The 25256-nt window shown below is 55.6% G+C and carries 22 protein-coding genes and 2 tRNA genes; 9 read left to right on the top strand and 15 right to left on the bottom strand.

The annotated features are described in order from the left end of the window. The first annotated feature begins 11 nt into the window (after positions 1-11). From ACY8FN_RS15225 to ACY8FN_RS15215, 3 genes are all read left to right on the top strand, one after another. A complete protein-coding gene (locus ACY8FN_RS15225) occupies positions 12-1232 on the top strand; it encodes a DUF4365 domain-containing protein (protein WP_463100481.1) in 1221 nt (406 codons plus the stop codon). 327 nt (positions 1233-1559) lie between these two features. Then, positions 1560-2647, top strand: a protein-coding gene (locus tag ACY8FN_RS15220) for an IS3 family transposase (RefSeq protein WP_113736197.1) whose coding sequence is annotated in 2 segments (ribosomal slippage) — positions 1560-1809 and positions 1809-2647 — 1089 coding nt in all. Because the reading frame shifts where the segments join, the coding sequence is not laid out codon by codon here. Positions 2648-2687: 40 nt separating this feature from the next. Then, complete coding sequence (locus tag ACY8FN_RS15215) at positions 2688-3260, top strand: hypothetical protein (protein WP_463100480.1); 573 nt, start codon at positions 2688-2690, stop codon at positions 3258-3260. A 143-nt stretch (positions 3261-3403) separates the two neighbouring features. On the opposite strand, the gene ACY8FN_RS15210 is transcribed toward ACY8FN_RS15215, so the two are convergent. Beyond that, entirely contained in the window at positions 3404-4249 is an 846-nt protein-coding gene (locus ACY8FN_RS15210; RefSeq protein ID WP_463100479.1) for a DUF1194 domain-containing protein, read from the bottom strand. A gap of 143 nt (positions 4250-4392) precedes the next feature. On the opposite strand from ACY8FN_RS15210, the gene ACY8FN_RS15205 reads away from it, so the two are divergent. Further along, positions 4393-5160: a hypothetical protein gene (locus tag ACY8FN_RS15205; RefSeq protein WP_463101185.1), complete on the top strand. Its 768-nt coding sequence runs from the start codon at positions 4393-4395 to the stop codon at positions 5158-5160. 111 nt (positions 5161-5271) lie between these two features. Continuing rightward, positions 5272-5721 carry a hypothetical protein gene (locus ACY8FN_RS15200; protein WP_172954863.1) on the top strand — a complete coding sequence of 150 codons (450 nt, stop codon included), beginning with the start codon at positions 5272-5274 and terminating at the stop codon, positions 5719-5721. Here ACY8FN_RS15200 and ACY8FN_RS15195 read toward each other — a convergent pair. The 4 genes from ACY8FN_RS15195 to ACY8FN_RS15180 form a co-directional block, all read right to left on the bottom strand. Continuing rightward, positions 5699-6115: a hypothetical protein gene (locus ACY8FN_RS15195; protein ID WP_232790200.1), complete on the bottom strand. Its 417-nt coding sequence runs from the start codon at positions 6113-6115 to the stop codon at positions 5699-5701. The genes ACY8FN_RS15200 and ACY8FN_RS15195 overlap by 23 nt on opposite strands. Positions 6116-6211: 96 nt before the next feature. Next, positions 6212-8815 carry a hypothetical protein gene (locus ACY8FN_RS15190; RefSeq protein ID WP_463100478.1) on the bottom strand — a complete coding sequence of 868 codons (2604 nt, stop codon included), beginning with the start codon at positions 8813-8815 and terminating at the stop codon, positions 6212-6214. Further along, positions 8815-10053 (bottom strand): glycosyltransferase, encoded by a 1239-nt coding sequence (locus ACY8FN_RS15185; RefSeq protein ID WP_463100477.1) that lies wholly within the window; start codon positions 10051-10053, stop codon positions 8815-8817. Before ACY8FN_RS15185 ends, ACY8FN_RS15190 begins: the two co-directional genes overlap by 1 nt. Beyond that, positions 10050-10811, bottom strand: a complete 762-nt coding sequence (locus ACY8FN_RS15180; protein WP_463100476.1) for an acyltransferase — start codon at positions 10809-10811, stop codon at positions 10050-10052. The genes ACY8FN_RS15185 and ACY8FN_RS15180 overlap by 4 nt, the downstream gene beginning before the upstream one ends. Before the next feature lie 340 nt (positions 10812-11151). Between ACY8FN_RS15180 and ACY8FN_RS15175 the strand changes: the two genes are divergently transcribed. From ACY8FN_RS15175 to ACY8FN_RS15160, 4 genes are read left to right on the top strand one after another with little or no spacing between them, the layout of a single operon-like run. Then, positions 11152-12456: a lipopolysaccharide biosynthesis protein gene (locus tag ACY8FN_RS15175; RefSeq protein WP_101319662.1), complete on the top strand. Its 1305-nt coding sequence runs from the start codon at positions 11152-11154 to the stop codon at positions 12454-12456. Then, complete coding sequence (locus ACY8FN_RS15170) at positions 12444-13862, top strand: O-antigen ligase family protein (protein ID WP_463100475.1); 1419 nt, start codon at positions 12444-12446, stop codon at positions 13860-13862. Before ACY8FN_RS15175 ends, ACY8FN_RS15170 begins: the two co-directional genes overlap by 13 nt. Then, the gene (locus ACY8FN_RS15165; protein WP_463100474.1) at positions 13825-15090 is read left to right on the top strand and encodes a glycosyltransferase family 4 protein; all 1266 of its coding nucleotides are present in this window, start codon (positions 13825-13827) and stop codon (positions 15088-15090) included. Before ACY8FN_RS15170 ends, ACY8FN_RS15165 begins: the two co-directional genes overlap by 38 nt. Beyond that, on the top strand, positions 15087-16214 hold the full coding sequence (locus ACY8FN_RS15160; RefSeq protein WP_463100473.1) for a glycosyltransferase family 4 protein: 1128 nt from the start codon (positions 15087-15089) through the stop codon (positions 16212-16214). Before ACY8FN_RS15165 ends, ACY8FN_RS15160 begins: the two co-directional genes overlap by 4 nt. A 275-nt stretch (positions 16215-16489) precedes the next feature. Here the strand turns inward: ACY8FN_RS15160 and ACY8FN_RS15155 are convergent, their stop codons facing one another. From ACY8FN_RS15155 to ACY8FN_RS15110, 10 genes are all read right to left on the bottom strand, one after another. Next, entirely contained in the window at positions 16490-16627 is a 138-nt protein-coding gene (locus tag ACY8FN_RS15155; protein ID WP_463100472.1) for a hypothetical protein, read from the bottom strand. A 12-nt stretch (positions 16628-16639) separates the two neighbouring features. Then, on the bottom strand, positions 16640-16858 hold the full coding sequence (locus ACY8FN_RS15150) for a hypothetical protein (RefSeq protein ID WP_463100471.1): 219 nt from the start codon (positions 16856-16858) through the stop codon (positions 16640-16642). Positions 16859-17033: 175 nt separating this feature from the next. Further along, positions 17034-18121, bottom strand: a protein-coding gene (locus ACY8FN_RS15145) for an IS3 family transposase (RefSeq protein WP_463099321.1) whose coding sequence is annotated in 2 segments (ribosomal slippage) — positions 17034-17872 and positions 17872-18121 — 1089 coding nt in all. Because the reading frame shifts where the segments join, the coding sequence is not laid out codon by codon here. Between the two features lie 249 nt (positions 18122-18370). Further along, a tRNA-Asn gene (locus ACY8FN_RS15140) sits at positions 18371-18446 on the bottom strand. A 2-nt stretch (positions 18447-18448) separates the two neighbouring features. Next, a tRNA-Asn gene (locus tag ACY8FN_RS15135) sits at positions 18449-18524 on the bottom strand. A 163-nt stretch (positions 18525-18687) separates the two neighbouring features. Continuing rightward, entirely contained in the window at positions 18688-19080 is a 393-nt protein-coding gene (locus ACY8FN_RS15130) for a hypothetical protein (RefSeq protein ID WP_463100470.1), read from the bottom strand. After that, complete coding sequence (locus ACY8FN_RS15125) at positions 19073-21685, bottom strand: DNA polymerase type-B family protein (protein ID WP_463100469.1); 2613 nt, start codon at positions 21683-21685, stop codon at positions 19073-19075. The genes ACY8FN_RS15130 and ACY8FN_RS15125 overlap by 8 nt, the downstream gene beginning before the upstream one ends. Before the next feature lie 64 nt (positions 21686-21749). Continuing rightward, entirely contained in the window at positions 21750-22262 is a 513-nt protein-coding gene (locus ACY8FN_RS15120; RefSeq protein ID WP_041205484.1) for a hypothetical protein, read from the bottom strand. 1422 nt (positions 22263-23684) lie between these two features. Further along, positions 23685-24404, bottom strand: a complete 720-nt coding sequence (locus ACY8FN_RS15115; RefSeq protein ID WP_463100468.1) for a hypothetical protein — start codon at positions 24402-24404, stop codon at positions 23685-23687. Positions 24405-24457: 53 nt separating this feature from the next. After that, positions 24458-25240, bottom strand: coding sequence for a hypothetical protein (locus ACY8FN_RS15110; RefSeq protein WP_146037073.1), 783 nt, complete (start codon positions 25238-25240; stop codon positions 24458-24460). Positions 25241-25256: the final 16 nt, after the last annotated feature.

The raw sequence follows: 25256 nt of genomic DNA, 5'->3' as shown, positions 1-25256 counted from the left end.
ATAATTAAACAATGAAATATGTGAGTAGTTCACAAACCGAACGCTTAGGAGTTCAAATTGTAGGTTTATTGTTCGAAAAGTGTGGGTGCATTTTTCGCGAACAACCAATTGTCGATTGTGGTATCGATGCTCAAATTGAAATTGTTAATAATAATTACGCATCAGGGAAATTAATTGCGTTGCAAATAAAATCTGGGGATTCTTGGTTTAAAGAAAAAATGAAGGACGGTTATGTTTTTCGTGGAGACAGAGAGCATCTTGATTATTGGCTTAGTCATTCATTACCAGTTGTAATCGTTCTATGTGATACGGACAAAGGTACTGCTTATTGGCAAGCAATAAGCAAATACACGGTTGTATATACAGGGAAGGGGTGGAAAGTAATAGTGCCTTTTCAGCAACAGATAAATGTTGGTATGAACAGCGACTTACGTCGTCTTGTGAATCAAGTCGAAATTATTCCAGATTACACAATTACTAAAATCTCAGATATTAGTCATGGCGCAGCCAAAAGATACTCTGCGCGAGTAGTATTGTCAAAAGAACATAGTCAATCAGAACTAATAAAAATAATCTCATCATTAACTAAAGAGATAAGAGTTTGTGAGTATCACCGAAGCTCTTTAACAAGAGTTACTTGGCGAAATAAGCCTGCAGACGTTGTCTGGTTGTTTGTTTATCCGACGTCTCAAGATGAACGAAATAACAACTATCTGTGTAAATCAGAATGGATCAATAGTGAGCTTGAAGAGACATTCCGTCCTTTCCCTCAAAATGGTCAAGATATTGGTGATGGCGTCAATGTTGAATGGAATACTATGTATTTATCAACAGCTAAATATAACCATAAAAATGAAATTCCAAAAGAGTCATTTGTACAGTTTGTCGAAGAGTCGTTGGCTCAATCAGTGATGTTATTTTCAGAGTTAGAGCGAAAGTTTATACAGTTCTCAGATTCTGAAGTATCGTTTGATGATTTGTGTAGGTTTATTAATGCAAACAAGTCTAAATCCCATGATATTTATCAAGGTGGATTATCCATTGGATTGTCATCTTATGAGTGCAAAGAAGTATCAATAAAGTTTCAAAATATGATTGCTCATTTAGATAATATATTTATGTTACTTGGGTATCCTAATGAGAAGATCACGATTTTTAATATAAGAGATCAAGTAAAGTATTTTTCCGAAGCCGTGGGTGCTCTAAAGTATGAGTTGAACAAGATCGCTTAGCACGTAGGTTCGATTAGCCGGTAGGCGTAATCGGACGCTCGCGGTGACATTCCCAGCTAATGTGGTAAGTACGCCCCAACCGGTGACTTTGGCTGCCAGTTTGAGAGTGAGCATTGGGGCTAAGAAGTGGCAATGTTGGCGGATTTTGGCGAGTTAAAGAGACATATTACAGAAAGGCCGCGAACGTCCGATTACGCTTCGCTAATCGAACCTACGGCCTTATTATGTTAAGTTTGCATTAGTGGAGATATTGATGGGTAATCCCCCCGAAAACCTGGGGTGCTCATAAGTAGAATTTTCTCGTATCTTGAACGCAGGAGGTTCTACATGAAAACATCACGCTTTAGCGATGCCCAAATCATCGCCATCCTCAAACAGGCCGAGTCTGGCTCACCCGTCCCTGAACTCTGCCGCGAGCATGGCATCAGTTCCGCGACCTTTTACAAGTGGCGCACCAAATTCGGTGGCATGGATGCCTCTCTCATGGCTCGCCTCAAAGAGCTGGAGGAGGAAAACCGCCGCCTCAAGAAGATGTATGCCGAGGAGCGCCTCAAAGCCGAGATTATCGCCGAGGCCATAGCAAAAAAGTGGTGACGCCATCTGCCCGCAGGGAGATGGCTACCAAAGCCGTGTCACTCTTTGCCATTTCTATCCGGCTAGCCTGCAACATCTTCAAGGTCAGCGAAGGCTGTTATCGCTATCAACCCATGCTCGCCGATGAAAACCAGCTTATTGCGGATTGGTTGCTGCGTATCACCAACAGCCAGCGGAACTGGGGCTTTGGCCTCTGCTTCCTCTACCTGCGTAACGTCAAAGGGTTTGCTTGGAACCACAAGCGGGTCTACCGGATCTATCGGGAGCTTGAACTGAACTTGCGCATCAAGCCCAAGAAGCGACTGGTACGTGAAAAGCCGCAGGCTCTGGCCGTACCTGCCCAGCCTAACCACTGCTGGTCGATGGATTTTATGCACGATCAACTGAGCGATGGTCGGTCAGTGCGACTGTTTAATGTGATCGATGATTTTAACCGCGAGGCGCTGTGCATTGAGGTCGATTTTTCATTGCCCGCTTCACGGGTCAAGCGCGCACTGGAGCAGGTGATTGAGTGGCGTGGCAAACCGGCGATGATCCGGTGCGATAATGGACCAGAATATATCAGCGAAGTGCTCAAGGCGTGGGCGGCGAAACAGGAGATCACCTTGGGGTATATCCAACCAGGCAATCCTCAGCAGAACGCGTACATAGAGCGGTTTAACAGAACGGTACGTTACGATTGGTTGGCTCATCATCTGTTTGGCACACTGGAGGAGCTCCAAGAGTTTGCAACACAATGGCTATGGGTTTATAACCATGAGCGGCCCAATATGGCGCTGGATGGTTATACCCCAAAGCAGCATCTGACAAAGGCTGCATGACCTCTACTTTTGAATGCCCCTAAAAATGGGGGGATTACCGATGCTCTTAGAAAGATTAGATGCTTCTTTAAAGAAAGCATTTTGGGAAAGTCAACAGTTTAGTTCTTACCAACCTAGATTTCTTCATTCCGTCAGAAGCAAAGCTTGGGTGAGATACCTTGCTGAGTCATTTAGAGATGAATATGACAAGATTGAATACAGAGTTTTTTCAGCAGATTACCCTGGTAACAAAAGTGAGTTTAAACTAAAGGAATTGCTTTTTGATATTAGTGTCGTAAGTGTGAAATCAATATGTTCAGCATCAAAAAACAAACAGTTAGTATATGTTGAAAGTATGGAGTGGGCTATTGAAAGTGAATTTCAAAAAAATAATAGTCGTGCATCTATAATTGATTTTAGTAAGTTGGTGATGGCACGGTCAAAAAATAAATTATTAGTCCTTCCGCAAAGTGCTGAAATTAAGCGGTGGGCCTTGGGGGAATTAAGGGAGGCTGTTCCTTGTGATGAAGCAGATTACTATTTGGCATTTGTTCCTCATCCTGATTGTTGGGTTCTGGATATGAAGGTTGAACTGTATTTTCATGATGGGAAAAGCTGGGTGGAAAATTGTTAATAAGTATTGGTTGTAGCTATAAAAATTCTGTGCTTCATATGCTCTTTTATTTCTATTCTGTCTAGTTGAATAAATTGCGTTCAATTTTTCAGCAAAAAATCAGGGAGCCATGGCTCCCTAATCGCGACACACTGGGTGATTAACTAGCCGAAGGCGGGGGTCTGTTGCCAGTTGGCGGGTTGCGGGCTTGCTTTATTGCGGCGTTGATAGCGCCAGGCCAGCAATAGCGGCATACCGAGCAACAGTTGGGCGGCCAACGGGATCTCCTCGATGGGGGCGGCCAGTGCCCCTTCCGGAATAATCCCTCCCTCAATTTCGGCCGCCAGTTTGAGCTCCAGCGCATTGCCAAAGTCGGCGAAGGTGGTGGCGTTGATAACAAATGCATCCTGACCGCCAGCCACGTTCTCGACATACCAATCTTGCAGCACGCCATCGGGATAGTCCTGACCTATGGTGATGCCGTTAATGGTATCGATGCCGGAGGCGAGCAGCTGATCCCGCACGGTGGAGGTATCCAGCCCGTTGTTCTGGATGCCGTCTCCCGACACATCCATTACCTGGCGGGCGGCGGTGTAGTTGTTGGTGTCAAACTGCTGGGCACCAAAGGCCATGGCAGAGCCGGGTGCCGTCATCCCCGCATAGGGGCGCACCAGGTTGTCCAGCGTCGCGGCGAAGTTGTTGATGGAGGTCATGTCGTAGAGGTGGAACCAGTCAGTCATCGCTCTTTGCTGGTTGCCACTGCTCCACATGATCATCTGTACGGCAATAGAGCCCAGCTTGCCGCCACTGGTGTTGAGGATGGCGCTCTGCACATCCTGGTTATAAAAGGCGTCCACATAGCCCTGTAATTGCAGATTGAATTCCGATGAACTGACGCTGCCCGACACATCCATCAGCAGTTGCAGTTCGGTATCGACTTCGGTCAAGGCGTATGCGGGGGAGGTTACCAACAGCATCCCCAGCAGCCCTGCCAACGGTTTGAGTTTCATCGCTCACTCCTTTCCTTGGCTGTAGTGCCAACAGGGTGAATGAATAAACCGTGCCAGCTTTCCCGTGCGCCACGCTATCTCATAAAAAGGCATGGAACTTGCGATGCCAAGGGATGATAAACCGATCCGGGCAGGGTGACATGATGGCGATGCGTCCTTGGCAGTGGGCTCCCAACTGGTTGTTACTGGGGCTGGCCAATCAATGGGGCATGGTGTGGATCAATACGGCGCATTTCAACCTGCTGGTGGTGTTGCTGATTGCTATCTGGTGGCAAATTGCATTGCGGGTTGCAGTGGATTGGCAGTTGAGCCGCCTGCAGATCGCGCTGTTCAGTCTGTTGCTGCTGATCCCCAGCGCCAGTTGCAAGGCGCTGGCCTGTTTGCTGCTGGTGGCCACGCTGTGGCGTCGTCGCCAGAGCGCCGATGAGCGGGCGGTGCTGCAGATTGTGCTGGCGTTCACCATCGCGGTGTTGTGGGGGCAGCAGGTGTTTGCGCTGTTCTCTGGCCCGGTGCTGGCACTCGATGCCTGGGGGGTGGGGCAGTGGTTGCACCTGCTGGGGTGGGAGACCCGCCTTGATGGCAACCGGATCGAACGGTTGGGGGGCCATGCGCTGATTGTGCTCAAGGGCTGCTCCTCTTTCGCCCAGCTCTATCTGGTGGCCCTTGCCTGGTTGATCTCCTCTAGCTGGCTGCTGGCCGGACGCCATTGGCTGTCGCAATTGCCGTTATTACTGCTGGTGTCGCTTTTCTATATCGGTGCCAATCAGTTACGACTGGTGCTGATGAGCCTGGATCTGCGCTGGTATGATTGGTTGCATATCGGCCCCTGGGCCCAGCTTTATCAGTGGCTCATCATGCTGTTGGTACTCACCATGCTGTTTATGAGGGGGCGCCATGTTGCGACTGTCTAGGGGATATCTACTGCTGGTGCTGTCTGTGCTGTTTATGAGGGGGAGTCATGGTGCGACTGTCTAGGGGATATCTGCTGCTGGTGCTGTCTGTGCTGTTTATGAGGGGGAGTCATGGTGCGACTGTCTAGGGGATACCTGCTGCTATTGCTGGTGGCGCTGGCCAGTGCTGCCGCCATGGGATGGCGCTATCAAAACCGGGTGGTCAATGAAGGGGCCAAGCCCATGTTGCTGGAGCTGGTCAAGCTGGGCTGGCGTGTGCGAGGGGCTACTCCGATATTGGGTGGCACCTATGTCAGCTATCAGCTGGCTCATCCTCGTTGTGACGGCGTGCTGCAGGCGATGCTGGTGGCCCCTGATAGCGAGGCGATGTCAGTGACGCTGGCAGGGGCGGGGATGGCTCAGGGAGTGATGTTTTTAGGCGAGCTGCACCAGCGCCCGCCGCTGCTGTTATACCGCTTCACCCAGGGCTGGCGCAAATTGTGGGGGTTGGCCCCCTATCCCCTCTATCGGGTGGCCTTGCCGCCTGCTTGCCTTGGCCTTATTGCGCCGCCGATGACGTGATTGTCGCCTGTTCACCCCTTGGCAGAATGCGGATCAGCAAGGTATTGGGGGCCAGCATGGGGTCATAACGGGGTTCCAGTTCAATGGCGCGAGACCCGAGCAGACGGGTCAGCGTCGTGAGCCGCTGGCTGGCCAGACGGGCACTGGCCAGCATATCCGTTTGCGGGCCGGGGCCGCTGATCAGCGCTATCTTGTCGGGGTCCTTATAGGCCAAAAACTGGTGTAGCTGTTGCTCCTGATTGCTCTGCAGTGTTGCCTCCTCTTGCTGATAGGTCAGTTGCAGCTGGGGTTGCTCGGCCAGCTGTTGTTCCCTCAACTGGTTCAAGATAGGCAGGGTCTCATTGACCGGCTCCTGACGGGCGCAGCCAGTCAGTAAGAGCGAGAACAACAGCACGGGCAGCAGCCCAGCCCTTGTCTTGGATAAAGTGCCAGATAAGGGCGCAGCAAGAGGAGTTGCAAACTGTGAACAATGGGCCATGCAGGTGTCACTTCAGGGCGATGAGTTGGCACCAGTTTGCAATGTTTTCAAGTGCTTGGCCAGTTGTTCAATCTCTTTTCGCCAGCGGTACCACTCGCTGATCGGTAGCTGCTCCGCCAGTTGCCAGTGGGTCGGCACCTGTTCGCGCAGACGTTGCAGCAGCAGGGCCGCCTCTACCTGATAGCGGGCCTCCTGCTCCAGCCAGGCGAGCCAGCGCAGATCCTCGATGGCTTGCTGCAGCAGCAACAGGTCGTGGGAGAGGCGATGCGCCTCGCAGGCTTGCGGGCCGAGCAGCATAAAGTCGCTCTCCCGCCCATCGGTGGGGTCGTAGGGCAGGGCGGTGGGCATGCGACCATGCCACTGCAAATAGCCCTCGGCGCCGCTCTGCCACAGGTAAAAACCGGCGGCTCTCGGGGTGCCCAGATTGTAAAACCAGGGGGTGACCTTGTGCTGGCGCACCCGCTCCACATCGGCCTTGTCGGCACCAAAGCCTGCGTTGATCAGGGCGATCTCCACCTCTTCTAGCAGACCAACCTGACCCGGGTGATTGAAGTGGCCCGCGCGGATCACCGCAGGGTCGCGCCGTTTCATCTCCCGCGCCAGCGTGGTGATGGCGGGCAGGGTAGCGAGATCCGGCTCATCAAACAGGCTCCATGCCAGCGGTGGCAAGCCGCTGGCGGTCAGCGCCTGTTGCCGCGCCTGCCACTGCTCCAGCTGGCTGGCAGGGTCGCCCCCCCAGCGTTTGAGCGGGTTATAGGCCAGCAGCGGTGGCACAAATCCGAGCCCGGCCGCTTCTCCCATGATATCCCGCATCCCCGCTTCATCTTGTGGCAGGGCGGGGGAGAGGCCGTTGATCCCGAGCTTGGCGAGCCGCTGCAGATCGCAGCGACTGGCTGTGGCGATCTGCTGTTGCAGCGCCTCGGGGTTGGGGCTGAGCCAATTCAGATAGGGGGGCGCTTCGACGTAGATGCCAACCGGCTTGCTGGCCGCAGGCAGGGTCAGCGGCAGCACCTCGATAGTCAGCGGCAGCTGCACCAGTTGCTGCTGGCTGAGCAGCTGAATATTGCCCTGATAGCGACCCGCCGGGGCGTCGCGGGGGATGGTGATGTGCAGCACCAGACGGCGGGGCACTCCCGCCCGCAGGGTGAGCCCGGCCACGCCTTCGACCAGCTCCTGATCCGAGGGGGCCAGCAGGGTGCCGCTCGCCTGTGGGCGAACCAGATGCCACTGACCGTAATAGGGGGTCAGCGCCAGCGGCGAGCCTGCGTGCTCGGGGGGCTGGATCACCAGCAAGGGGGCCGGATCGTCGCTGGCGGCGTGGATGGCAAACTCCAGCAGCAGTTGGCCGCCAAGGGTCGCCAGTTGCGGCTGCGCGGCGAGCTTGAGCGCTTGCTCCGGTGCAGCAGGGATCACCGAAAGTGTCGCGGCCGCATCCCTGATCGGGGTGAGGCTGAGCTGCTTGGCAGGGGCCAGCTGCGGATAGGGGGCCAGGGTCCATTTTTCCAAAAACAGCTGGCGCTGCTTGGTTAGCACCCGGTCGGTGGCATCGGCCAGCCCCCGGGTTGCAGCATCGGACGGTATAGTGCGGGGTGGTTTATCTGTCGGAATATCGGCCTTGCCGGTGCTGGCCGGATAAGGGGCCAGCAGCAGCCCGGCCAGGTATTTGGCATCCGGCGTGTGGCCAACAAGGGTAATGGTGAGCGGGCCACCGGGGTGGTTCAGGGTGACATGGACCGGGCCCCCCTGACGGGCCCCAAACAGCTGCCAGGGATCCGGGTTTGGCAGCGCCTCGCGGGACTGCCCGGCCAGATAGCGCTGCGTTAGCCATGTTTGCGGCTGCCACTGCTCGGCCCAAATGGGCTCGCCATTGACCAGCACACTGCGCTCGAAGGGGTGGGGCAGATACTCCCACTCGCCGGGGTCATCGAGCCACAGGGTGAGCTGGTAGCGCCCTTTTTCCACCTCAAGGCGTACCCCGTCGAGATTGCGCAGGCCATCGCGCACCAGGGCATCGCCGGAGGGGCGCAACACCGGAGTGGGGTGGCCGAGCAATCGGGGATCCCCCGGGCTCAGGGCCTCAAAGCCGGTAAAACGCGGGGCACTGGCCGCCCCCAGATCCAGCGCAATGGTGCCCTCTGGCAGGGTCAAGCCGGGCTCCCAGAACCAGCGTTTAATGGTCAGTGGGGGCGCGTCATCGGCCATAAACAGGTAGATCTTGGTTATCTCATCAAGGGCCAGTGGCCGTGGTTGGCTGGTGCGCCAATCACTTAAGGCAAAGCGCAGGGTGAAGGGGCCCGGGGCGACCATCCGCTCCTGATTGACCCGGCTGCGGTAGTTGACCGAGGCCTTGTCATCGACCCGTAAAATCAGCGTTTGCGGTTGTGTGTCCGGATTATGACCCTCGATCACCAGCTCATCGTCGCTGCCCACAGGCCAGGGCACATTGCTCAGATTGAGGCGCTGGGGGGTCAGGGTGCCAGTGAGGGGCAGCTGGATGGGGGCAGGCAACTGCGTGGCGCTGAACAAGGACGCGCAATAGAGCAGCGAACAGCCGCAGAGCAGGGTGGCCAAGCCTCCCCTGTGCCCATGTCGTCTCCAGAATGTGGCGCGGCCCATCAGCAGATCGCTGCCAACCAGGATTTAAGATCAGCGGCCTTGTCATCCCAGCTCTGGCCCGCGACCCGCTGTTGCCGGCCCTGACGCCCGCCCTGCTCCGTCAGGGCTTCCCATTCGTTGGCTTGAAACCAATTCTGGCGAGGGCCATCGCAGGCGGCCTGATTGATGGCGTGGGCCAGATTGTCACCGGCTCGCGGCAGATGCACCAGTTCACGGTAACCTGCCAGTGCCGGGAAATCAGTGCTGACGATAGGACGGCCGACCGCCAGATACTCGCGCAATTTCAGCGGGTTACAGGCACGAATTTGCGCATTGTCGACAAAGGGCAGCAGGCTGACCTGCCAGTGCTGGGCATAGGCCGCCAAGGTATGGTGTGGTCTGGGCCCCAGCAGATGGATGTTGGAGATCCCCTCCAGCGCGCTGAGGTCAGTCTGTTTGGGCCCAATCAATACCAGATCCCAGTGGGGCAGGGCGCGGGCCGTGTCAGCCAGCAGCGGCACATCGATCCATTCGCTCAGGCTGCCATAAAATCCGGCAATCGGCCGACCGCTGGGGAGATCTGCCGGGCGAGGCTGTGGCGGCATAAACAGATCCAGATCCACCCCATGGCTCAGCAGGCGGGTCTTGTGGGGGGGGAAGCGACTGGCCAGTGCCGGGCTGGCCACCAGGATCAAATCGGCTTGGGCCACCAATCTGGCTTCACAGCGGGCAATGGCTTGATGATCGACCCCCGCCAGCGCAGAGAAATCATCACCGCAGTAGTAGATCACCGCCCGCTCACCCAGTTTGCCAATCAGATCCACCGCGCTTGGCAAGGAGATCCACAGCAGCGGACGATCCAGCTGGGGTAAGCGCCGGCGGATCTGGGCGGCCAGCCAGTGGCCATTGATCTTGCCTGCAAGCCGACTGCCGGGCAGTGGCAGCGCCAGCGGCGGCAGTATCTCGGGCGTCTGTTGAGTTTGCACCTGATGCTGGCCCTGGCCCTGGCCCTGGCCTTGGCTCTCGCTCGGATCGAGGTGACCGGCGGGGGCGGCGCGCTGCACCACGGCGCCCAGCTTGCGCACGATGCGAGTGATGTCGCGCAGGTTAAAGCGAGGACGGCGCAGCCCAATGGAGTTGACCCACAGCACCTGATAATCGGGCAGCAGGCGTTTGATCAGATGCTGGGTACTGGAGGGGTGTTGGCCCCAGTCTTCCCCTAATACCACCAATTGCGGTTTGCTATGATGCTGCGTCATTGCGGGCTCTCCTCGCTATCGTTGCCCAGGGTTTCCCTGTCATCCTGACTCCCCAACTGCCGGATCACTCGGGCAGGCACGCCACCTGCCAGCACCCCGGCAGGCAGACTGCGGGTGACTATGCTGCCAGCGGCAACCACAGTGCCCGCACCTATGGTGACACCGGCCATCACCATGGCGCCGGTACCCAGCCAGACATCCCGTTCGAGCACTATCTCGCCGACTTGCTCATCAGCATCCGGTAGCCCCCGGGCGCGGGCACAGGCATCCAGCGGATGGCCGGGATAGCCAGCCAGAAAGGCGCGACCGGCAATCCTGACGTTATCTCCCAGCACTATTTTGCTGCCAACGGCCAGGGTGGTCTGCCAGCCAATCCCGACATTATTGCCGATCACCAAGCTTGGGGCCCGGCTCGCCGTGCGGCCGCTAATGGTCATGGCGGCGCTCAGGCGGCAATCGGCCCCTATGGCTATGGCGACGGGTCCACTGATATAGGGGATGCCGCCATAGAGATAGAGGCGGGGAGCAGGGGCGGTCAGGCGAGATTGAAACAGCGGAGTCCACCAGAGGGTGCGCATCAGGGTAGCGATGCCATGGCTACTCACCAGATAGAGGCGATAGAGCAGGCGATGAAGCGGCGGGATCAGTGGTAAAGACCAGCTGCGAGCCCCTTTGGCGAGTCGCCACACTCTGCGGGCCAGCGGGGTTTCCCCTTGTTTGGCCCACGCTTTGACCCGGTACAGACTGAGGGTGTTCATGATGATCTCTCCCTGTTTATCTGGTGCTGCGAGGTACTAGCAGGGATCGGGCCAACCGCGTGGGGAGCTCTTTATCGGGCAGGGGGGCGCAGTGAAACGGGGATGATCCCGCCGCGGGGTGCAATTTGCGTCAGTGGTTGTGCAAAACGCAATCGTTCACCCAATATGCAGTCTCATTTTGGACTTGCTGGGCTGGCTGTTCGCAGCGCAATGAGGCGCAGAGGTAAGGGGACGGGGATCTGTCTCATTCGGGTTAACTGGCGTGCCCTTTGCATTATTGCAGCAGTGAGATAAGCAATGATGCCCGGCGGCTAAGCCACCAGGGTGGCTGGGAGGCCTTATGAGACTGGGTGTGAACCAAATTGCCATTGTCTATTATGCCGCGGGCTTGCTGTTGATGAAGGGGATCTCTTTGTTGATGCTGCCGGTGCTGACTCATCTGTTGGTTCCTCGTGAATATGGTCAGCTGGAGGTACTGCTGACCTTGATTAATCTGGGCTCCCTCATTCTCGGGTTCGGGCTGGTGGATGCGCTCTACCGCTTTGCCGGACTGGCCACCGATGAGCAGGCCCGCCAGCAGGTGGTCGCCCGGATGTTCGGCCTGGTCTGGATCATTGCGCTGGCCAGTTTGCTGCTGCTCTGGGTGCTGGCGCCTGTGGTGCAAGCCTGGCTGCCGGTTGAAACCCGTCTTGCGGATGTGCGCTGGGTACTCTGCGCCCTGCCATTTGAAGGGGTGATCGGGGTGCCGCTGGCGTGGCTGCGGATGCGCAATCAGGCCAAGCTTTTTTTCGTGGCGACCGCAGGCAAGGCGCTGATCCAGTCGCTGCTGACCGGCTGGTGGCTCTGGCTCGGCTGGGGGGTGAGCGGGGTGCTGGCTTCCGGTACCCTGACCTGCATCGCCCTGGCCCTGCTGCTGAGCCTGTGGCAATGGCGTGATAGCGGGATCCGCTTTGATTGGCAGCACTATCGGCCGGTGCTGCGCTATGGCTTGCCACTGGTGGTGAGCGGGCTGGCGGGTTTCTCCTTAAGCGGCCTTGATCGTCTGCTGCTGGCCGATGTGGTGGGCGAGGCGCTGCTGGCCTATTACGCGGTGGCGGGCAAGCTGGCGCTGGCGGTGGGGCTGTTGCTGCAACCTTTTGCCCTCTGGTGGTATCCCCGCCGTTTTATGCTGCTCAAAGAGCCCGATGGCCTGCGCCTCAATGCCCACTACAGCGTGCTGGGTTCGGTGCTGGGCTTTGCCACTGCCGGGGTGGTCGGGCTCACCGCTCCCTTGTTGATCCGGCTGCTCACGCCGGAGAGCTATCACGGGGCGATTGCCTATATCCCGTTGCTGGTACTGGGGATGGCGGTACGCAACGTCTCCGATCTGCTCAATGTCGGCTGTTTTAGCGGCGAAGAGAGCAAGGCACAGATGGTTATCAATCTGGGATGCAGTTTGCTCGGGGTCGTTGGCTTTTTGCTTGCCATCCCCCGCTTTGGGGTGGATGGGGTGATCTGGACCCTGCTGCTGGTCTATCTGGTTCGGGCTCTGGCGTTTTATCTGGTGAGCCAGCGGTTATTGCCGTTGCCCTATCGGCTGGCCCCCCTTTGGGCCAGTTCAGGTTGTGCCTTGGCCATGGTGTGGGGTGGGCAATGGGTCGCCTGAGTCATGCCCTGTGGGCATTGGCGATTTGTCTCGTCGTGGCCCTGCTGTGGTGGCGATTACCCCATCCGTTACTGCTGCCGGTGATTGGGCTGGCGATCCCCGCCATCTGGTTTGCCCTGCGCTGGCCATTTCTGATGGTATTGGGCTTTGTCACCTTCTCGTTTTTCCGCTTGCACGAGGTGTTTCCCCAGCTCTATCCCCTCAAAATCCCGTTGTTGTTCTCACTGGCGGCCATTGGCGCCCTGGCCTGGCACATCCTGCTGACTGGCCGGATCAAGCCTTACTGGCACCCGGCCCTGAGCTGGTTGAGCGCCTTTTTCCTGATGGTCTCCATCGGCGTGCTGTTTGCCAGCAACCGGGGTGAGGCGATCGCCACCTGGACCGGCAGCTACAGCAAGATCTACCTGATGACCCTGGCCACCGCCTGGCTGGTGCGCACCCCGGGGGATTTTGCGTTGGCGGTGCGGGTATTTGTCTTGGCCGGCTGCCTGGTGGCGCTGGTGGCCCTCTACAACAAGGCGAGCGGGATCGGGCTGGTGGAGCAAACCCGGGTGACCATTGGACGTGAGCTGGGTTCTGTGCTGGGGGACCCCAACGATCTGGCGCTGGTGCTGCTCTTTCCTGCCGGCTTTTCGCTGAGCTTGCTGCTCAATCAGGGTAATGGGCTGGGGGGGCGCTTGCTGGGCGGGCTTGGCTTTGCCTTGACCGCCGCCGCCATTATTGCCACCCAGAGTCGCGGGGGCTTGCTGGGCATTTGCGCGGTCTGTGGCCTGTTTGCCTGGCAGCGGGTGAAGTCGAAAACCTTGCTGATCATGGCGGGCACGCTGGCACTGAGCGTGTTGTTTGTGGCGGCCGGGATCAGCGACCGGGCATCTGGCGGCGCCGCCGAGAGCGGGGTCGATGCCTCGGCCATGGGCCGCATCTACGCCTGGCAAGCGGCGTGGGGGATGGCGCTGGCACATCCGCTGGTGGGGGTGGGGCTATCCAATTTTTACTACAACTACTTCTTCTACAGCCCCCATTGGGACGGGCTTAATCACGCCGTCCATTCGACCTGGTTCGGGGTGCTGGCAGAGACAGGGTTCGTGGGCTTGACACTGTTTATCGGCATGGTGGCGTTGACGTTGCGCCGTTGCTGGCAGTGTCAGCTAGTTGGCATGCCCCCTGCAGTGATCACCGCTATGCAAGGGGTGATGGCCAGCATGGTCGGGTTTGTCATCTCGGGCTCATTTTTAACCCAGGGTTTTACCTGGCCCATCTATCTGGAGTTGGCACTGGCGGTCGCGGCCATCAAGTATGTGCAGCAAGCCCGGGTTGCCACTGATGAGGCGGCAGATCGGTCAGAACCCGCAATGCAGGAGCACAATCATGAGCGCAATTCCGGTCCTGTTGGTGCATTACGGTGAGAACTGGATCCGCGGTAGCGAGCGTTGCTTGCTGGATCTGCTGGCCCATCTTGATCGCGCCCGCTTTACCCCCTTGCTCTGGTGCAATAGCCAGCGGCTGGCAGATGAGGCCGCGCTGCTGGGCGTGAAGGTGCTGGTCGAGCCCTTTTCTCTGTTGCTCGGCTGGCAAGCTCCCCGCTTTGATGTAGCGGCATATCGCCAGTTGCAACGGCGTGCCGCCAGCTTGATCCAGCAACACCGGATTGCACTGGTGCATGCCAATAGCGCGGCCCCTTGCCAGTGGCTGGCGGGTGTATGTCGCGATGTGCAGGTTCCTCTGGTGTGCCATCTGCATGCCCGTTATCAACCCAGAGACAGATTCACCCTGAAGGTGCACCAGGCAAGCGTGCTGATCGGGGTGAGCGAACCTGTGTTGACCGCTTGGCAGCAAGATGGTTGTGGTACAGAGCGGCTGATCAGGATACCCAACGGTGTCGATGCCGCCAGGCTGAACGAGGGCCCCCAGTGGCCTGTCATGGGTCTGCCGGGTTTGCCAGCGGGGCAGTTGATCATCGCGACCGTCGGTTCACTGATCAAACGCAAGGGGGTGGATCTGTTGCTCCGTTCCCTTGCAGAACTGACCCGGTTGGGCGAGGAGGCACAACTGCTGGTGATCGGCAGTGGCCCCGAGCAGCAGGCATTAGCCAGCTTGGCCAGCGAACTGGGGGTCACCGCGCGGGTGCACTTCTTGGGGGAGCGGGCTGATAGCGCGGCCATCTTGCGCGGTGGCGTTGATGTTCTGGTATCCGGTGCCCGCGAGGAGGTGTTTGGTCTGACTCTGGCAGAAGCAGGTATGCTGGGGCTTGCGGTCAGTGCCTATCGGGTGGGCGGTATCCCTGAGGTGGTCGAAGACGGGGTGAGCGGGCTGCTGGCCGAGCCGGGAGACTGGCGTCAGATGGCTTGCCATTGGCAGCGTTTGAGCAATCCGCAAATAAGGTGTGCGATGGGGCGAGCGGGGCAGCAACGGGCGGCGCGGCATTTCACCGTGGCCCGTTATGTCAGCAAGGTGACCGAGGTGTGGTCTGATGCGCTGGCGGGGCGATGGGCGGGGGAGGGACGCCAACCTTTCCGGGTTATCGCCGGTTGGCTGTGGCAACGAGTCGCTGCGCAAGGGCAGGCCATGCTGGCCAGGTTATCGATCCTCATAGCCGGACGTGGGGGCAAGCTAATGGGAGATAAACAGCGATGAGTAGCCAGATGGGCGCGGACAAGGTGCTGATTGTGGATCCTATCGCGTTTCGGGGGGGATCCAAGGTGGCCACCGAGGTGGTGCTTGCTGAGCTGAGCAAGCGGATGCCTGCGATGGCGTGTCATGTGATGACCGAAGATGTCGACTCTTGGCCCCATTGCCCACATCATCGGCTGTGGATCCCCGCCATCGTGCGAGGGCGGGAGTCTGGTTGGCGCTATCTGCTCAAGCAAGGGTGGCAGACCTTGTTGATCCTGTGGCAAGTGTGGCGCTTGGGGGGCGTCAGCTGCCTCGTCGCAGCGTCTGGCCCCGGGGTCGATCTCTGTTGTTACTGGGCTGGCCAGTTACTGGGGATCCCGGTGGTGCAATTTATTCACGGCCCTGTCGGCTGCTCGGGGTTATCTGCTCGCGCCTTGTGGCGCGCGCGCGCGGTGTTTTACCTCGACAGTTGCCGTCCCTCGTTGACGGCGATCCTGACCCGGCTCGGTCAATCCCATTTCCCACCCCATTGGCACTCATTTACCAATGGCTTGAGCGACCACTCTTGGCCGACCGCTACCTCTGGTGGCACCGATATCTTGTGGGCAGCCTCACTGCTGCGCTGGAAGGGCCTGGAGACCATGCTGGCGGCTCATCAACAGATGCGCGGCGAGCGCCCCGAGCTGGTGGTGTGCTATCTGCAGCCGAAAAACAGTTTACAACCCTGCAGCCCCATTGCGCCCGAGCTTCCGGGCACCCGCTGGCATGCCAATCCGGTAAACCTCGATGAGATCAGGTCTGAGTGCGGCATTTTTGTATCGACCAGCCAGCAAGAGCCTTTTGGACTCTCGATTCTGGAGGCGATGGCAGCGGGATTGTGTGTGGTGATCCCCGCCGATGGCGCCTGGTGGGATCAACGCCTGCACGATGGGGTGGAGTGTTGTAAATATCAGCCCAATGATCCGGACGATCTTGCCCGGGTATTGGGGACGTTAAATGCCATGCCCGAGCGGATCACCACACTGGGACGCAATGCGCAGGCGCATGCGACAACCCATTACAACGCCGCTGATACCTATCAAGGCATCATTGACCAGTGGGAAGCCCTGCTGCGCCGGGAGTCACCCTCATTGTGTCAGGAGTGAGCGAACCGTGTTGGCAAGGGCTTAATCAGCTGGCAACACGAGAATATGGATCCGTCATCGGGGAATCTCTCGGCAATATGAAATCTGGATCTGGATCAGTAGCGCAGGGAATTGCAGGTAGATTAGCAGAAAAAGGCGACTAACAGAGCAAATGAGAAGTGCAAAATAGCCATTAATAAACTCTATTGTCCACAACAAAAAACATGTTGTGGACAATTTCAAAGGGTTGAAAGTTAGGTGTCATTAATAGCTCAAAAAATAATCTTTTCGTGTTGTCACATTTTATTAGCACGAGTGGTTGTCGGTGTTGTAATGACCTCCTGCATCAGCAAGCTCAGCGTTTGCCAGCTGTAGGCATACCCCTTGAGCGTCTCGTGGGAAGCGTATTTCCCTTCTTGAATAAACTCATCCATGGCTAACCTCCCTCAGTCCGCTGGGCCGGTGATGTAGCCGATGGTGCCGCCGATGATGGTGCCTGCGACGGCTCCAGGGATACCGCCTCTGGCACCGATACCCGCTCCGGTGATGGCTCCTTTGGCTGCGCCTTTGGTGCTGCCCTTGACCGTGAAGTCGAGCCCACCGTCCCTCATAGGCTTGATGCTGATCGCAGCTACTTGCTTGCGCAAAATTTGGTGGATAAACATGTTTTTTCCTTTGGATCGTGGATATGAAAAAGGCCCTGAGTGGTTAGCTCAGGGCCTGATGTTCAGGATGAACATGATTTTAATATGCATTTAAAATCTTAGTATTTTCGGCCTCATGGTGGAGTGAGCGCCGGACGGTAATCCCCCCATTTTTAGGGGCATTCAAAAGTAGAGGTCATGCAGCCTTTGCCAGATGCTGCTTCGGGGTATAACCATCCAGCGCCATATTGGGCCGCTCATGGTTATAAACCCACAGCCATTGGGTTGCAAACTCTTGGAGCTCCTCCAGCGTGCCAAACAGATGATGAGCCAACCAATCGTAACGTACCGTTCTGTTAAACCGCTCTATGTACGCGTTCTGCTGAGGATTGCCTGGTTGGATATACCCCAAGGTGATCTCCTGTTTCGCCGCCCACGCCTTGAGCACTTCGCTGATATATTCTGGTCCATTATCGCACCGGATCATCGCCGGTTTGCCACGCCACTCAATCACCTGTTCCAGTGCGCGCTTGATCCGTGAAGCGGGCAATGAAAAATCGACCTCAATGCACAGCGCCTCGCGGTTAAAATCATCGATCACATTAAACAGTCGCACTGACCGGCCATCGCTCAGTTGATCGTGCATAAAATCCATCGACCAGCAGTGGTTAGGCTGGGCAGGCACGGCCAGAGCCTGTGGCTTTTCACGTACCAGTCGCTTCTTGGGCTTGATGCGCAAGTTCAGTTCAAGCTCCCGATAGATCCGGTAGACCCGCTTGTGGTTCCAAGCAAACCCTTTGACGTTACGCAGGTAGAGGAAGCAGAGGCCAAAGCCCCAGTTCCGCTGGCTGTTGGTGATACGCAGCAACCAATCCGCAATAAGCTGGTTTTCATCGGCGAGCATGGGTTGATAGCGATAACAGCCTTCGCTGACCTTGAAGATGTTGCAGGCTAGCCGGATAGAAATGGCAAAGAGCGACACGGCTTTGATAGCCATCTCCCTGCGGGCAGATGGCGTCACCACTTTTTTGCTATGGCCTCGGCGATAATCTCGGCTTTGAGGCGCTCCTCGGCATACATCTTCTTGAGGCGGCGGTTTTCCTCCTCCAGCTCTTTGAGGCGAGCCATGAGAGAGGCATCCATGCCACCGAATTTGGCGCGCCACTTGTAAAAGGTCGCGGAACTGATGCCATGCTCGCGGCAGAGTTCAGGGACGGGTGAGCCAGACTCGGCCTGTTTGAGGATGGCGATGATTTGGGCATCGCTAAAGCGTGATGTTTTCATGTTAGAACCTCCTGCGTTCAAGATACGAGAAAATTCTACTTATGAGCACCCCAGGTTTTCGGGGGGATTACCACCGGATAGGGACCGGAGCCGTCGTTAGTCGAATTTGGGTCGCGAGAAAACAGGGAGTGTCGATTGTTCACAGCGAGAGGAATGTGGGAATTATGAAGTGAGGGATAGCTGGCTCAGCTTGAAACAATGGAGAGATGGATATGAAAAAGCCCAGCCAAAAGGCTGGGCTTTAGAATTTGGCTCCCTCGACAGGACTTGAACCTGTGACATACGGATTAACAGTCCGCCGTTCTACCGACTGAACTACGAGGGAATTGGCTCCTCCTACTGGACTTGAACCAGTGACATACGGATTAACAGTCCGCCGTTCTACCGACTGAACTAAGGAGGAATTGCCTGTCTCGTTAAGACGGGGCGGATAATAGTAATCTATCTAATAAAAGTCAATCAGAAAGACATGCAGAATCAGGTAGCTTGCAAACTGAATCGCTAGAAAAAAAACGCCGCAGCTATGGGCTACGGCGTTGTCATATGATACCGATTAATTAATCATCTCATGGCCGTTGCTCATCAGCCATCATCTCCAACCGAAAATCCTCGTTATCAGCCTCTATCTGCAGCTTTCGATCTTCAACTGCATCGGCAAGTGCATCCAGTCGGGTCACCCTCGGCGCAGCTCTTAGCCTATCTGGCACAGCAACCCCAAAATGCTGCCCAATCAACTCAAAAACCCTGTAGAGAAACTGATTACTCCCCCAGTCAGGAGTCTGCGCAATCAGGGAGAATAGTTGACGCTCGAACTGGGGCGTTTGGGCCAAGCTAGGCATATACTGTTTTATCAAGTAGGGGAGCTCGCGACTCCCGTACTTGGGTTTACGAGCCTTCATGGCGGAGCTAAGATAATGGGCCTCCGCAAGAATTTGACGGCCATATTGTTGTTCAGGCATGTGATATCTCCATAGAATTCAGACGACTTTTAACTTCATCAAGACGCTCGGGCTTGAATAAAGGCTCAAGTGGGTATTCAGGGACTTGTCGTAGCAGCAGAGCCAGTACCCGCAACACCTCGCCAGTCACCGGTACAACATTCTCCGGTAGAGCGGCCCGCTTGCTGTTCTTGCAGGTGTCGACCGTGACGGGCAAGCCCACCGACGTCAGCAACGCCGAAATCTCGCCGTAAGTCATCGTGTGGTCGAACCAAGCCTTCTGCACCAGTGAACGGGTCAGAATGCGGGTCAAGATGCCCAGCGAGCCATCCTCGCGAACCCGCATCTTGGAACCTTGCAGAGCTAGCGCAGATTCGTAGTAATCTTCCCAACTAGCCCAATCCTCCAAGGTCTTGAGGCAGTTGTCCTCTCGCCAACCCTCGAAACGGGCACGGCAATGATCCGCCATGCCAGCATCGCCCCAAGGCACCGTATCGCAAGCAATATGCGACCCACCGGCCACTTCTACTATCTGGGGATTAACCAACTGCCTTTTCTGGTCGAACTCGTAGGACAGCCTGCTCTGCTTCTTTATTTCGATTAGGTCGCTTTCCGTTAGCCACTGCTCCCGAAGCGAGATCAGGTGACTGGCGTCGATCTTCTGTCCTGGCTCACGGTCAAGGTAGAGCCGCATGATCCATTCGTTCTGCTCCTCTGTCGTTCCCGCACACTTAACGCCAGCTTTAGCCAGCACAGGGGGCGTATCACCTTGGATAGCGGTGCATTGTCCCCGCGTTTTGATAGACACAATCTGGCGAGCATGGTGCTTCAGTTCCAGCATCGGCACGGGGTCGCCACTCTCATCACCATGCAACTGCTGACACAGCGCCTGATAACGACGACACAGAGGCCCAGTCTGGTCGAGCTCCTCCAAAGGGGCATCAGTGAGGAAACCATCGGTAGTGACCGATACCACCGTGCGATGTAAGGGGATCCGGTGAAGAAGCTCACCGCACACCGCCCGGATCAGGCCCGTTGTATGAGCCGCCATGTATGGATTGGTCACAGCCGAGGGGCCGATCTTATTATTCTTACCGGTAGCAGTATCGAACGCAGTCTTATCGCGAAGCCCTTGGGCCAGCTTCCCGTAGAGCGAGTTACCGATTTCCTTGACCATCACCTCTTCGAGGCTCTTTTTGGGGTACTCCTGACGTAGCCGCTGGATCATCCGCGTGAATTCTTCGAACAGAGGCCCACTACCCGATAGCCAGGGCACAATGACACCGTGTTTTATATGGATGCTGGCGCCCATGGAGAGAGCCAATTCGATTTCTGGCGCAGTGACATACGCCAATCCTGATAAAGGAAAGCGCAGCCCATATTGCTCGGATCTAACTGGAAAACAGGGAAAGCTAGTGCCAGCAGGGAAAGTGAACTCAATGTAGGCGAAGCCCATGACGTGACCGACAAAGTCTTGAGGGTCAGAACTCGTATGCATGTTGGCGTAGTCAGGCACCAACAGGTCACAAAGCCCCGTGGTATAAGCGCCCTTCAGGTCCCAGTCATACCAATCCCCTATCTCGGTAGGGCCTATCATGAATGACTCATTCCTGCCACCGTGGTAGCTGCGGATAGCAAGATCTTCATACAGGCCACGAGCAGGAGATGGGCGTGTCACCGCCTTTGTCGTGACTTTGCCTTTTCCGGTATTCCAGCGCTCAATCTTGGCGAGCTCCAGCCCGAAAGCCACCATGTAGTCGATGTCAGCGTCTTTGAGTAGTCGCCGAAATACAGAAACACCGACAGCCCCCAATGACCTAGGAAGCTTCTGCAAACCGAACTGACTGCCGAGAAAACCGCGTACTTTCAGGGCATATTGCACAGCAATCTCAGCATCGCGCAGGGCATACCTTTCAAACGCCTCCTTGTCGCCAACCAACAGCTCATCCATACGCTCGATGCTGTAACCCTCGGGGATTTCCACCTTGGGCAAGCCGAGCATTGAGCCCAGCGCTGACAACGGCGATTTGTTGGGGGATAAAAAGAGGGTATCGACGAATTGGATTATCGATTTCTGGGGTTTGCGATTGCGATCGCGTAGTGTGATGGGTTTTAACGGAGCACGGCGCTTGCGTTCAGCGGTTTCATCAACGCCATAGCCACTATCGGTAATAATTTGTCCGACTACGCTCCCACCCTGACCATCCAGGCGAGTCTTCATGTGCCAGAAGTCTTTGAACGTACTGAGGTCGGCACGCAGAAAGTGAGCTACGACGACTATCGTTCGTGGCCACTTTTTGATTAAGCCAGCTGCACGGCAGTCCTCAACCACTTGCGAAATGAACGCTTCAAAGGAGAAGCGCTTGCCCTCATCAGGGTAATAAACTTTGCTAAACACCGCGTTATCATGGTTGATCGCAAAAGATTGGTAAGACAGAACTTTATTACCAGTATCCAACCACCTCCATTCGGCATCGCAACCGATCCAGATTGGGAAGCCATCAGCTAGCGAGATAGGCGGCTGTTTTGGGTCAAACGAGACTTTCTTTATCGCAAACTTAAGGTGGGGGGGCTCAGGCTGATCTTCTTCTATAACCCCGATTTCTGCCTTCTTAAATTCAAACATGAAATTATCTCCAGACAAAAAAGAACCCCGCCCTGCATGCAAGGCGGGGTTAGGTTGCGCGAGGTTATTGAGTAGATGACCCGTTCAGGCGATTAGAAAGCTCGGTCAACAACTGGACACATGCAGCTTCAGAGGAGCAGAGGCATGTCAATATCGGTTTCTCGATACCATCAGCATATAAGCGAACCACGGGCCCATTGCCCATATCACCGTAGTCAGCAGACTTGACCAACTCCGGTAGCACAATGGTCCCATCTTCTAACATAAAGTATTTTTCAAGAAGACCGGCATTCGCCAACGCATCACGAACATCCTTAAGAAGCTGCACTTGCTTCTCGGGTTCAGCGGCGGCATCGAAAGCTATTTGCCGCTCAAGGCTGTTGATCCCAACGCCCAACCGTGAAATAGCATCGGGAGTCATCCGATCCAAAGACTCATTCAACGGTTGGTAGCGTTTGGTATAGGCAATGTGCGCCAAATTGACGAGGTTTCGGCCAATGATGGCGGTTAGAGTACAAGCTGGTTCAGTTTTTTTCACCAGACGAGTGCTGGTATTTCGAGCTGCGTTTTTAGTCATGGTTCCTCCATTGTGTCGCAACTTTACATGTGTCCCCCGTTCTGGATTAAACGTGAGACATGTATCCGGTTCCTTGTTAGGTCATCAGCAAATGACCAACAAGCCTTTAACAGAAATGTAAAGTTATGCGACACACGAAGGCCCTGTGCAGGAATGCAAAAGAGGGGCTTTAGTGGCGCTTTATAGCCGGTATTGCTTATGTAAGCGGCTACGGTGGCGAATCTAATGGATAGTCGAATGCCATGTCAAGAACGTATTAGAAAAAAAATATCAACAAGGGGATGGGGGCAATGGGCAAAATCCTAGCGCAAAACTCACCGCCACGCGCACGACTCAAACTGGGGAAACCGCGCCTGATAAGAACTGCTGCCATGGTGTAGTAGTGCTGTTGGGGATGGTGCAGATCCACCGCACCGTCCCTATCATGAGCGACTGATGAATCTTGGTGGCTGCGCGAGCGGGATGTTCCAATTCCAGAGAACGACGTGAGCATCATCGGAGCCCCCCATCCCAGATTAACTTCATGGTCATACTCCAGATAACCGTATAGGCAACATGGCAGGGGATGGAGAGCGCTACGATGGGGCGTGTGATCCGCTCTCCATCCCCAACGACGTTATTACCCCGCTCTACCATCCCTTGATATGCTTGCTTTCCCGAGTTTTCACCTTGCGCGTATCCCCCGAATCTGCGCCATCGTGTTAGTACTAGATTTGCCTCCCAGCGTCATTACTCCAATAACGGTGTCGGTAGGCCCGTTGGTATAGATAAAGGCACCGGTCCGCCGTTGTGAAAACGCAAGCAATGAGTCCAACTCGCAATCCCTCTGCTGATGATTTCCTTGACCCACCCGAGATGCGAAAGGGCTACGAACGGTGCTGAAAATGGCGGTTAAACTGCGCGAAAATCCGAAAACGCGCCGATGTGAATTTCGGGAGGCCATGCGGGGCATGGGCCCGTGGGGTGGTGTGTTATACCCGTTGGGGATGAGGGTGAGCCCCCACCCGCCCTCATCTGGGGCTCTGCCCCCATGATCCGGCTGCAGGGTGGAAAATGTGGAGCGAATGGAGGGGGGAAACTACTCCTATCCAGCCTTCTCTATGAACGTTGTCCGCTGGCTTCTCTGGTGGCCTGACTGTCTTGGTCTCTTACTTGGTTTTTTCCTCGGCGTCTCTGAGTCGAGCTTGTCTTGTTGGCTAGAGTGGGGACACTCCCTCCGGGCTGCTTGTTATAAATATGTTTGGCCTACAGAGCCCATATTTTCTGTCTAACCCTTGTCATCGTCTGACGGTGCGGCGGACCTCTGGCCGTTGTCCAATGTAGGGGAGTGTGTTTCATGCGCATTGGCCCCGCGCATCCCACGTAACTGCAGCCCTATGCCGTCAGAAAAAAGTAAGGCGGGATTGCTCCCGCCTGATCTTCTTACTGAGCCACATACAGCTCTACACCGCACTTTGTATCTCTTGGGTCTCCCAGCTCCTTCTGGCAGGTCTTGCCCTGGCCCTTCTCATCGAGCTCGAAAATCCGCTTGGCCTCGACTCGATAGATCCCGTACTGCGTCTTGAGCGGGTTAGTAAATGGCCCTTCAAAATCAATGCTGCATTCCGAGCCGCAACTCTCCACAACAGTATGCCCGTTGCTCTGGATCGTGATGAACTCAGCTGTACCGCTACCGCCCGAAAAGTTGAAGCGCCGTTTGCCGACAAATGGTAGATCAGCGCGGGCTTGGGTCCTCTCGGTCACCCCTTTTGGTTGTTGGCTTTGTGCTGCCTCACACATCTTTTCCAGCAGGGCATCAATCATGATATCCGGTTGTGGCTGTCCGTTTATCTCCAATGCTTCCACGCTGAACTCTTCACCTTGGATCCACATCTGGAGCAGGCCGCGGACGGGTCTATCTCCATATGTGAACGTGCCACTCACGTTGACCAACTTGCGGCCATCAGCGGCTTTGCCTGCCGACCACTCGGGATCCTTAAAGAAGCTATCGGCCTGCTGCTCCAAGGTCACGCCTGGACAGCTTTCCAGTTCTCCCCCTTTTACGGTCAGTTCGTCCAGTTTGTTGAACATTCCGGCTTGAGCTGCAGGAACCGTTAACAGCAGGCAACTAATAGCTGTTAGGGAACCACTTATAATATTCATTGACAATGTTCCTTTTAGTCATTGTTGTATTCAGAGTTAAATATGTTGCTGCGTCAGTAAACTTGTTGCATTCTTGACATGAATACCTTCACGTAAGCTTTGTTGTTTATTAGCTCGCCGTTGATAGTGAACACCACAAATCCTTTTGCATTGCCATACAGAGCTCGATTCATATCACTATTGTCATTGAGGAGTACTGATGGGCCTGAGTTTGAAAAACAATGTATCTTGGCAGCGCCAGGATGCCCAGATTTATCATTAACCCAAATAGCTTGTTCCATCCCCATCCCTGATGGGCAATTTGTGGTCTCAACTAATCTAAATTCTTCCTTAGCGATGTCTGGAAAGTTGATTGGTTTAAGGTCTAACGAGAATCCGTTTTTTGTCAGCTGGAACTCTCGACTGGCAAGTACGTGACGCTTGATTGCCCCCGTATTGGAATGCAATATTTCATCCGTGCCTTCATCGGCTAACGGGCTGCCAATTTTAGTGATATAGGGTGGATGCCTAGGGCTTAGAGTGGTTGCAAGTGACTGGGTTTCATCTACAGCCTTGCCTTGTAACATTGATAGGCACTGCTGTTGCTTTGCTCTAACATGTATTCCAGCACTATTTTTGATAGCCTCACAATTTTTCTCGGTGGGTGTCCATTTTTCCTTTTGTACTGGCATCGAAGTTTCTTGAGCCGCGTTGGGATCAAGTCCAGCGGCAAGGTTATCGAGCGGCGCAAGAGCATCATCTACGACCTTGTTCAAGGCAGAACCAAAATTATCTCCATTGGAAACGCAGCCTGATAAGGCCATAACTAAAATCGAACAAGCAGTTTTTCTAAACATAAATAACTCCATTGTA

Source organism: Aeromonas sp. 160P (assembly GCF_055193095.1).
Note: the sequence above shows the minus strand (reverse complement) of the source record. Positions and strands in the feature narration are given on the sequence as shown.

Bases quoted from the DNA above. Each gene is read 5' to 3' on its own strand.
- ACY8FN_RS15210 (WP_463100479.1), bottom strand. From the start codon at position 4,249: ATGAAACTCAAACCGTTGGCAGGGCTGCTGGGGATGCTGTTGGTAACC.
- ACY8FN_RS15155 (WP_463100472.1), bottom strand. From the start codon at position 16,627: ATGGATGAGTTTATTCAAGAAGGGAAATACGCTTCCCACGAGACGCTC.
- ACY8FN_RS15115 (WP_463100468.1), bottom strand. From the start codon at position 24,404: ATGAATATTATAAGTGGTTCCCTAACAGCTATTAGTTGCCTGCTGTTA.
- ACY8FN_RS15110 (WP_146037073.1), bottom strand. From the start codon at position 25,240: ATGTTTAGAAAAACTGCTTGTTCGATTTTAGTTATGGCCTTATCAGGC.
- ACY8FN_RS15125 (WP_463100469.1), bottom strand. From the start codon at position 21,685: ATGTTTGAATTTAAGAAGGCAGAAATCGGGGTTATAGAAGAAGATCAG.
- ACY8FN_RS15215 (WP_463100480.1), top strand. From the start codon at position 2,688: ATGCTCTTAGAAAGATTAGATGCTTCTTTAAAGAAAGCATTTTGGGAA.
- ACY8FN_RS15190 (WP_463100478.1), bottom strand. From the start codon at position 8,815: ATGGGCCGCGCCACATTCTGGAGACGACATGGGCACAGGGGAGGCTTG.
- ACY8FN_RS15175 (WP_101319662.1), top strand. From the start codon at position 11,152: ATGAGACTGGGTGTGAACCAAATTGCCATTGTCTATTATGCCGCGGGC.
- ACY8FN_RS15130 (WP_463100470.1), bottom strand. From the start codon at position 19,080: ATGCCTGAACAACAATATGGCCGTCAAATTCTTGCGGAGGCCCATTAT.
- ACY8FN_RS15160 (WP_463100473.1), top strand. From the start codon at position 15,087: ATGAGTAGCCAGATGGGCGCGGACAAGGTGCTGATTGTGGATCCTATC.
- ACY8FN_RS15120 (WP_041205484.1), bottom strand. From the start codon at position 22,262: ATGACTAAAAACGCAGCTCGAAATACCAGCACTCGTCTGGTGAAAAAA.
- ACY8FN_RS15205 (WP_463101185.1), top strand. From the start codon at position 4,393: ATGGCGATGCGTCCTTGGCAGTGGGCTCCCAACTGGTTGTTACTGGGG.
- ACY8FN_RS15170 (WP_463100475.1), top strand. From the start codon at position 12,444: ATGGGTCGCCTGAGTCATGCCCTGTGGGCATTGGCGATTTGTCTCGTC.
- ACY8FN_RS15185 (WP_463100477.1), bottom strand. From the start codon at position 10,053: ATGACGCAGCATCATAGCAAACCGCAATTGGTGGTATTAGGGGAAGAC.
- ACY8FN_RS15225 (WP_463100481.1), top strand. From the start codon at position 12: ATGAAATATGTGAGTAGTTCACAAACCGAACGCTTAGGAGTTCAAATT.
- ACY8FN_RS15180 (WP_463100476.1), bottom strand. From the start codon at position 10,811: ATGAACACCCTCAGTCTGTACCGGGTCAAAGCGTGGGCCAAACAAGGG.
- ACY8FN_RS15165 (WP_463100474.1), top strand. From the start codon at position 13,825: ATGAGCGCAATTCCGGTCCTGTTGGTGCATTACGGTGAGAACTGGATC.
- ACY8FN_RS15150 (WP_463100471.1), bottom strand. From the start codon at position 16,858: ATGTTTATCCACCAAATTTTGCGCAAGCAAGTAGCTGCGATCAGCATC.
- ACY8FN_RS15200 (WP_172954863.1), top strand. From the start codon at position 5,272: ATGGTGCGACTGTCTAGGGGATACCTGCTGCTATTGCTGGTGGCGCTG.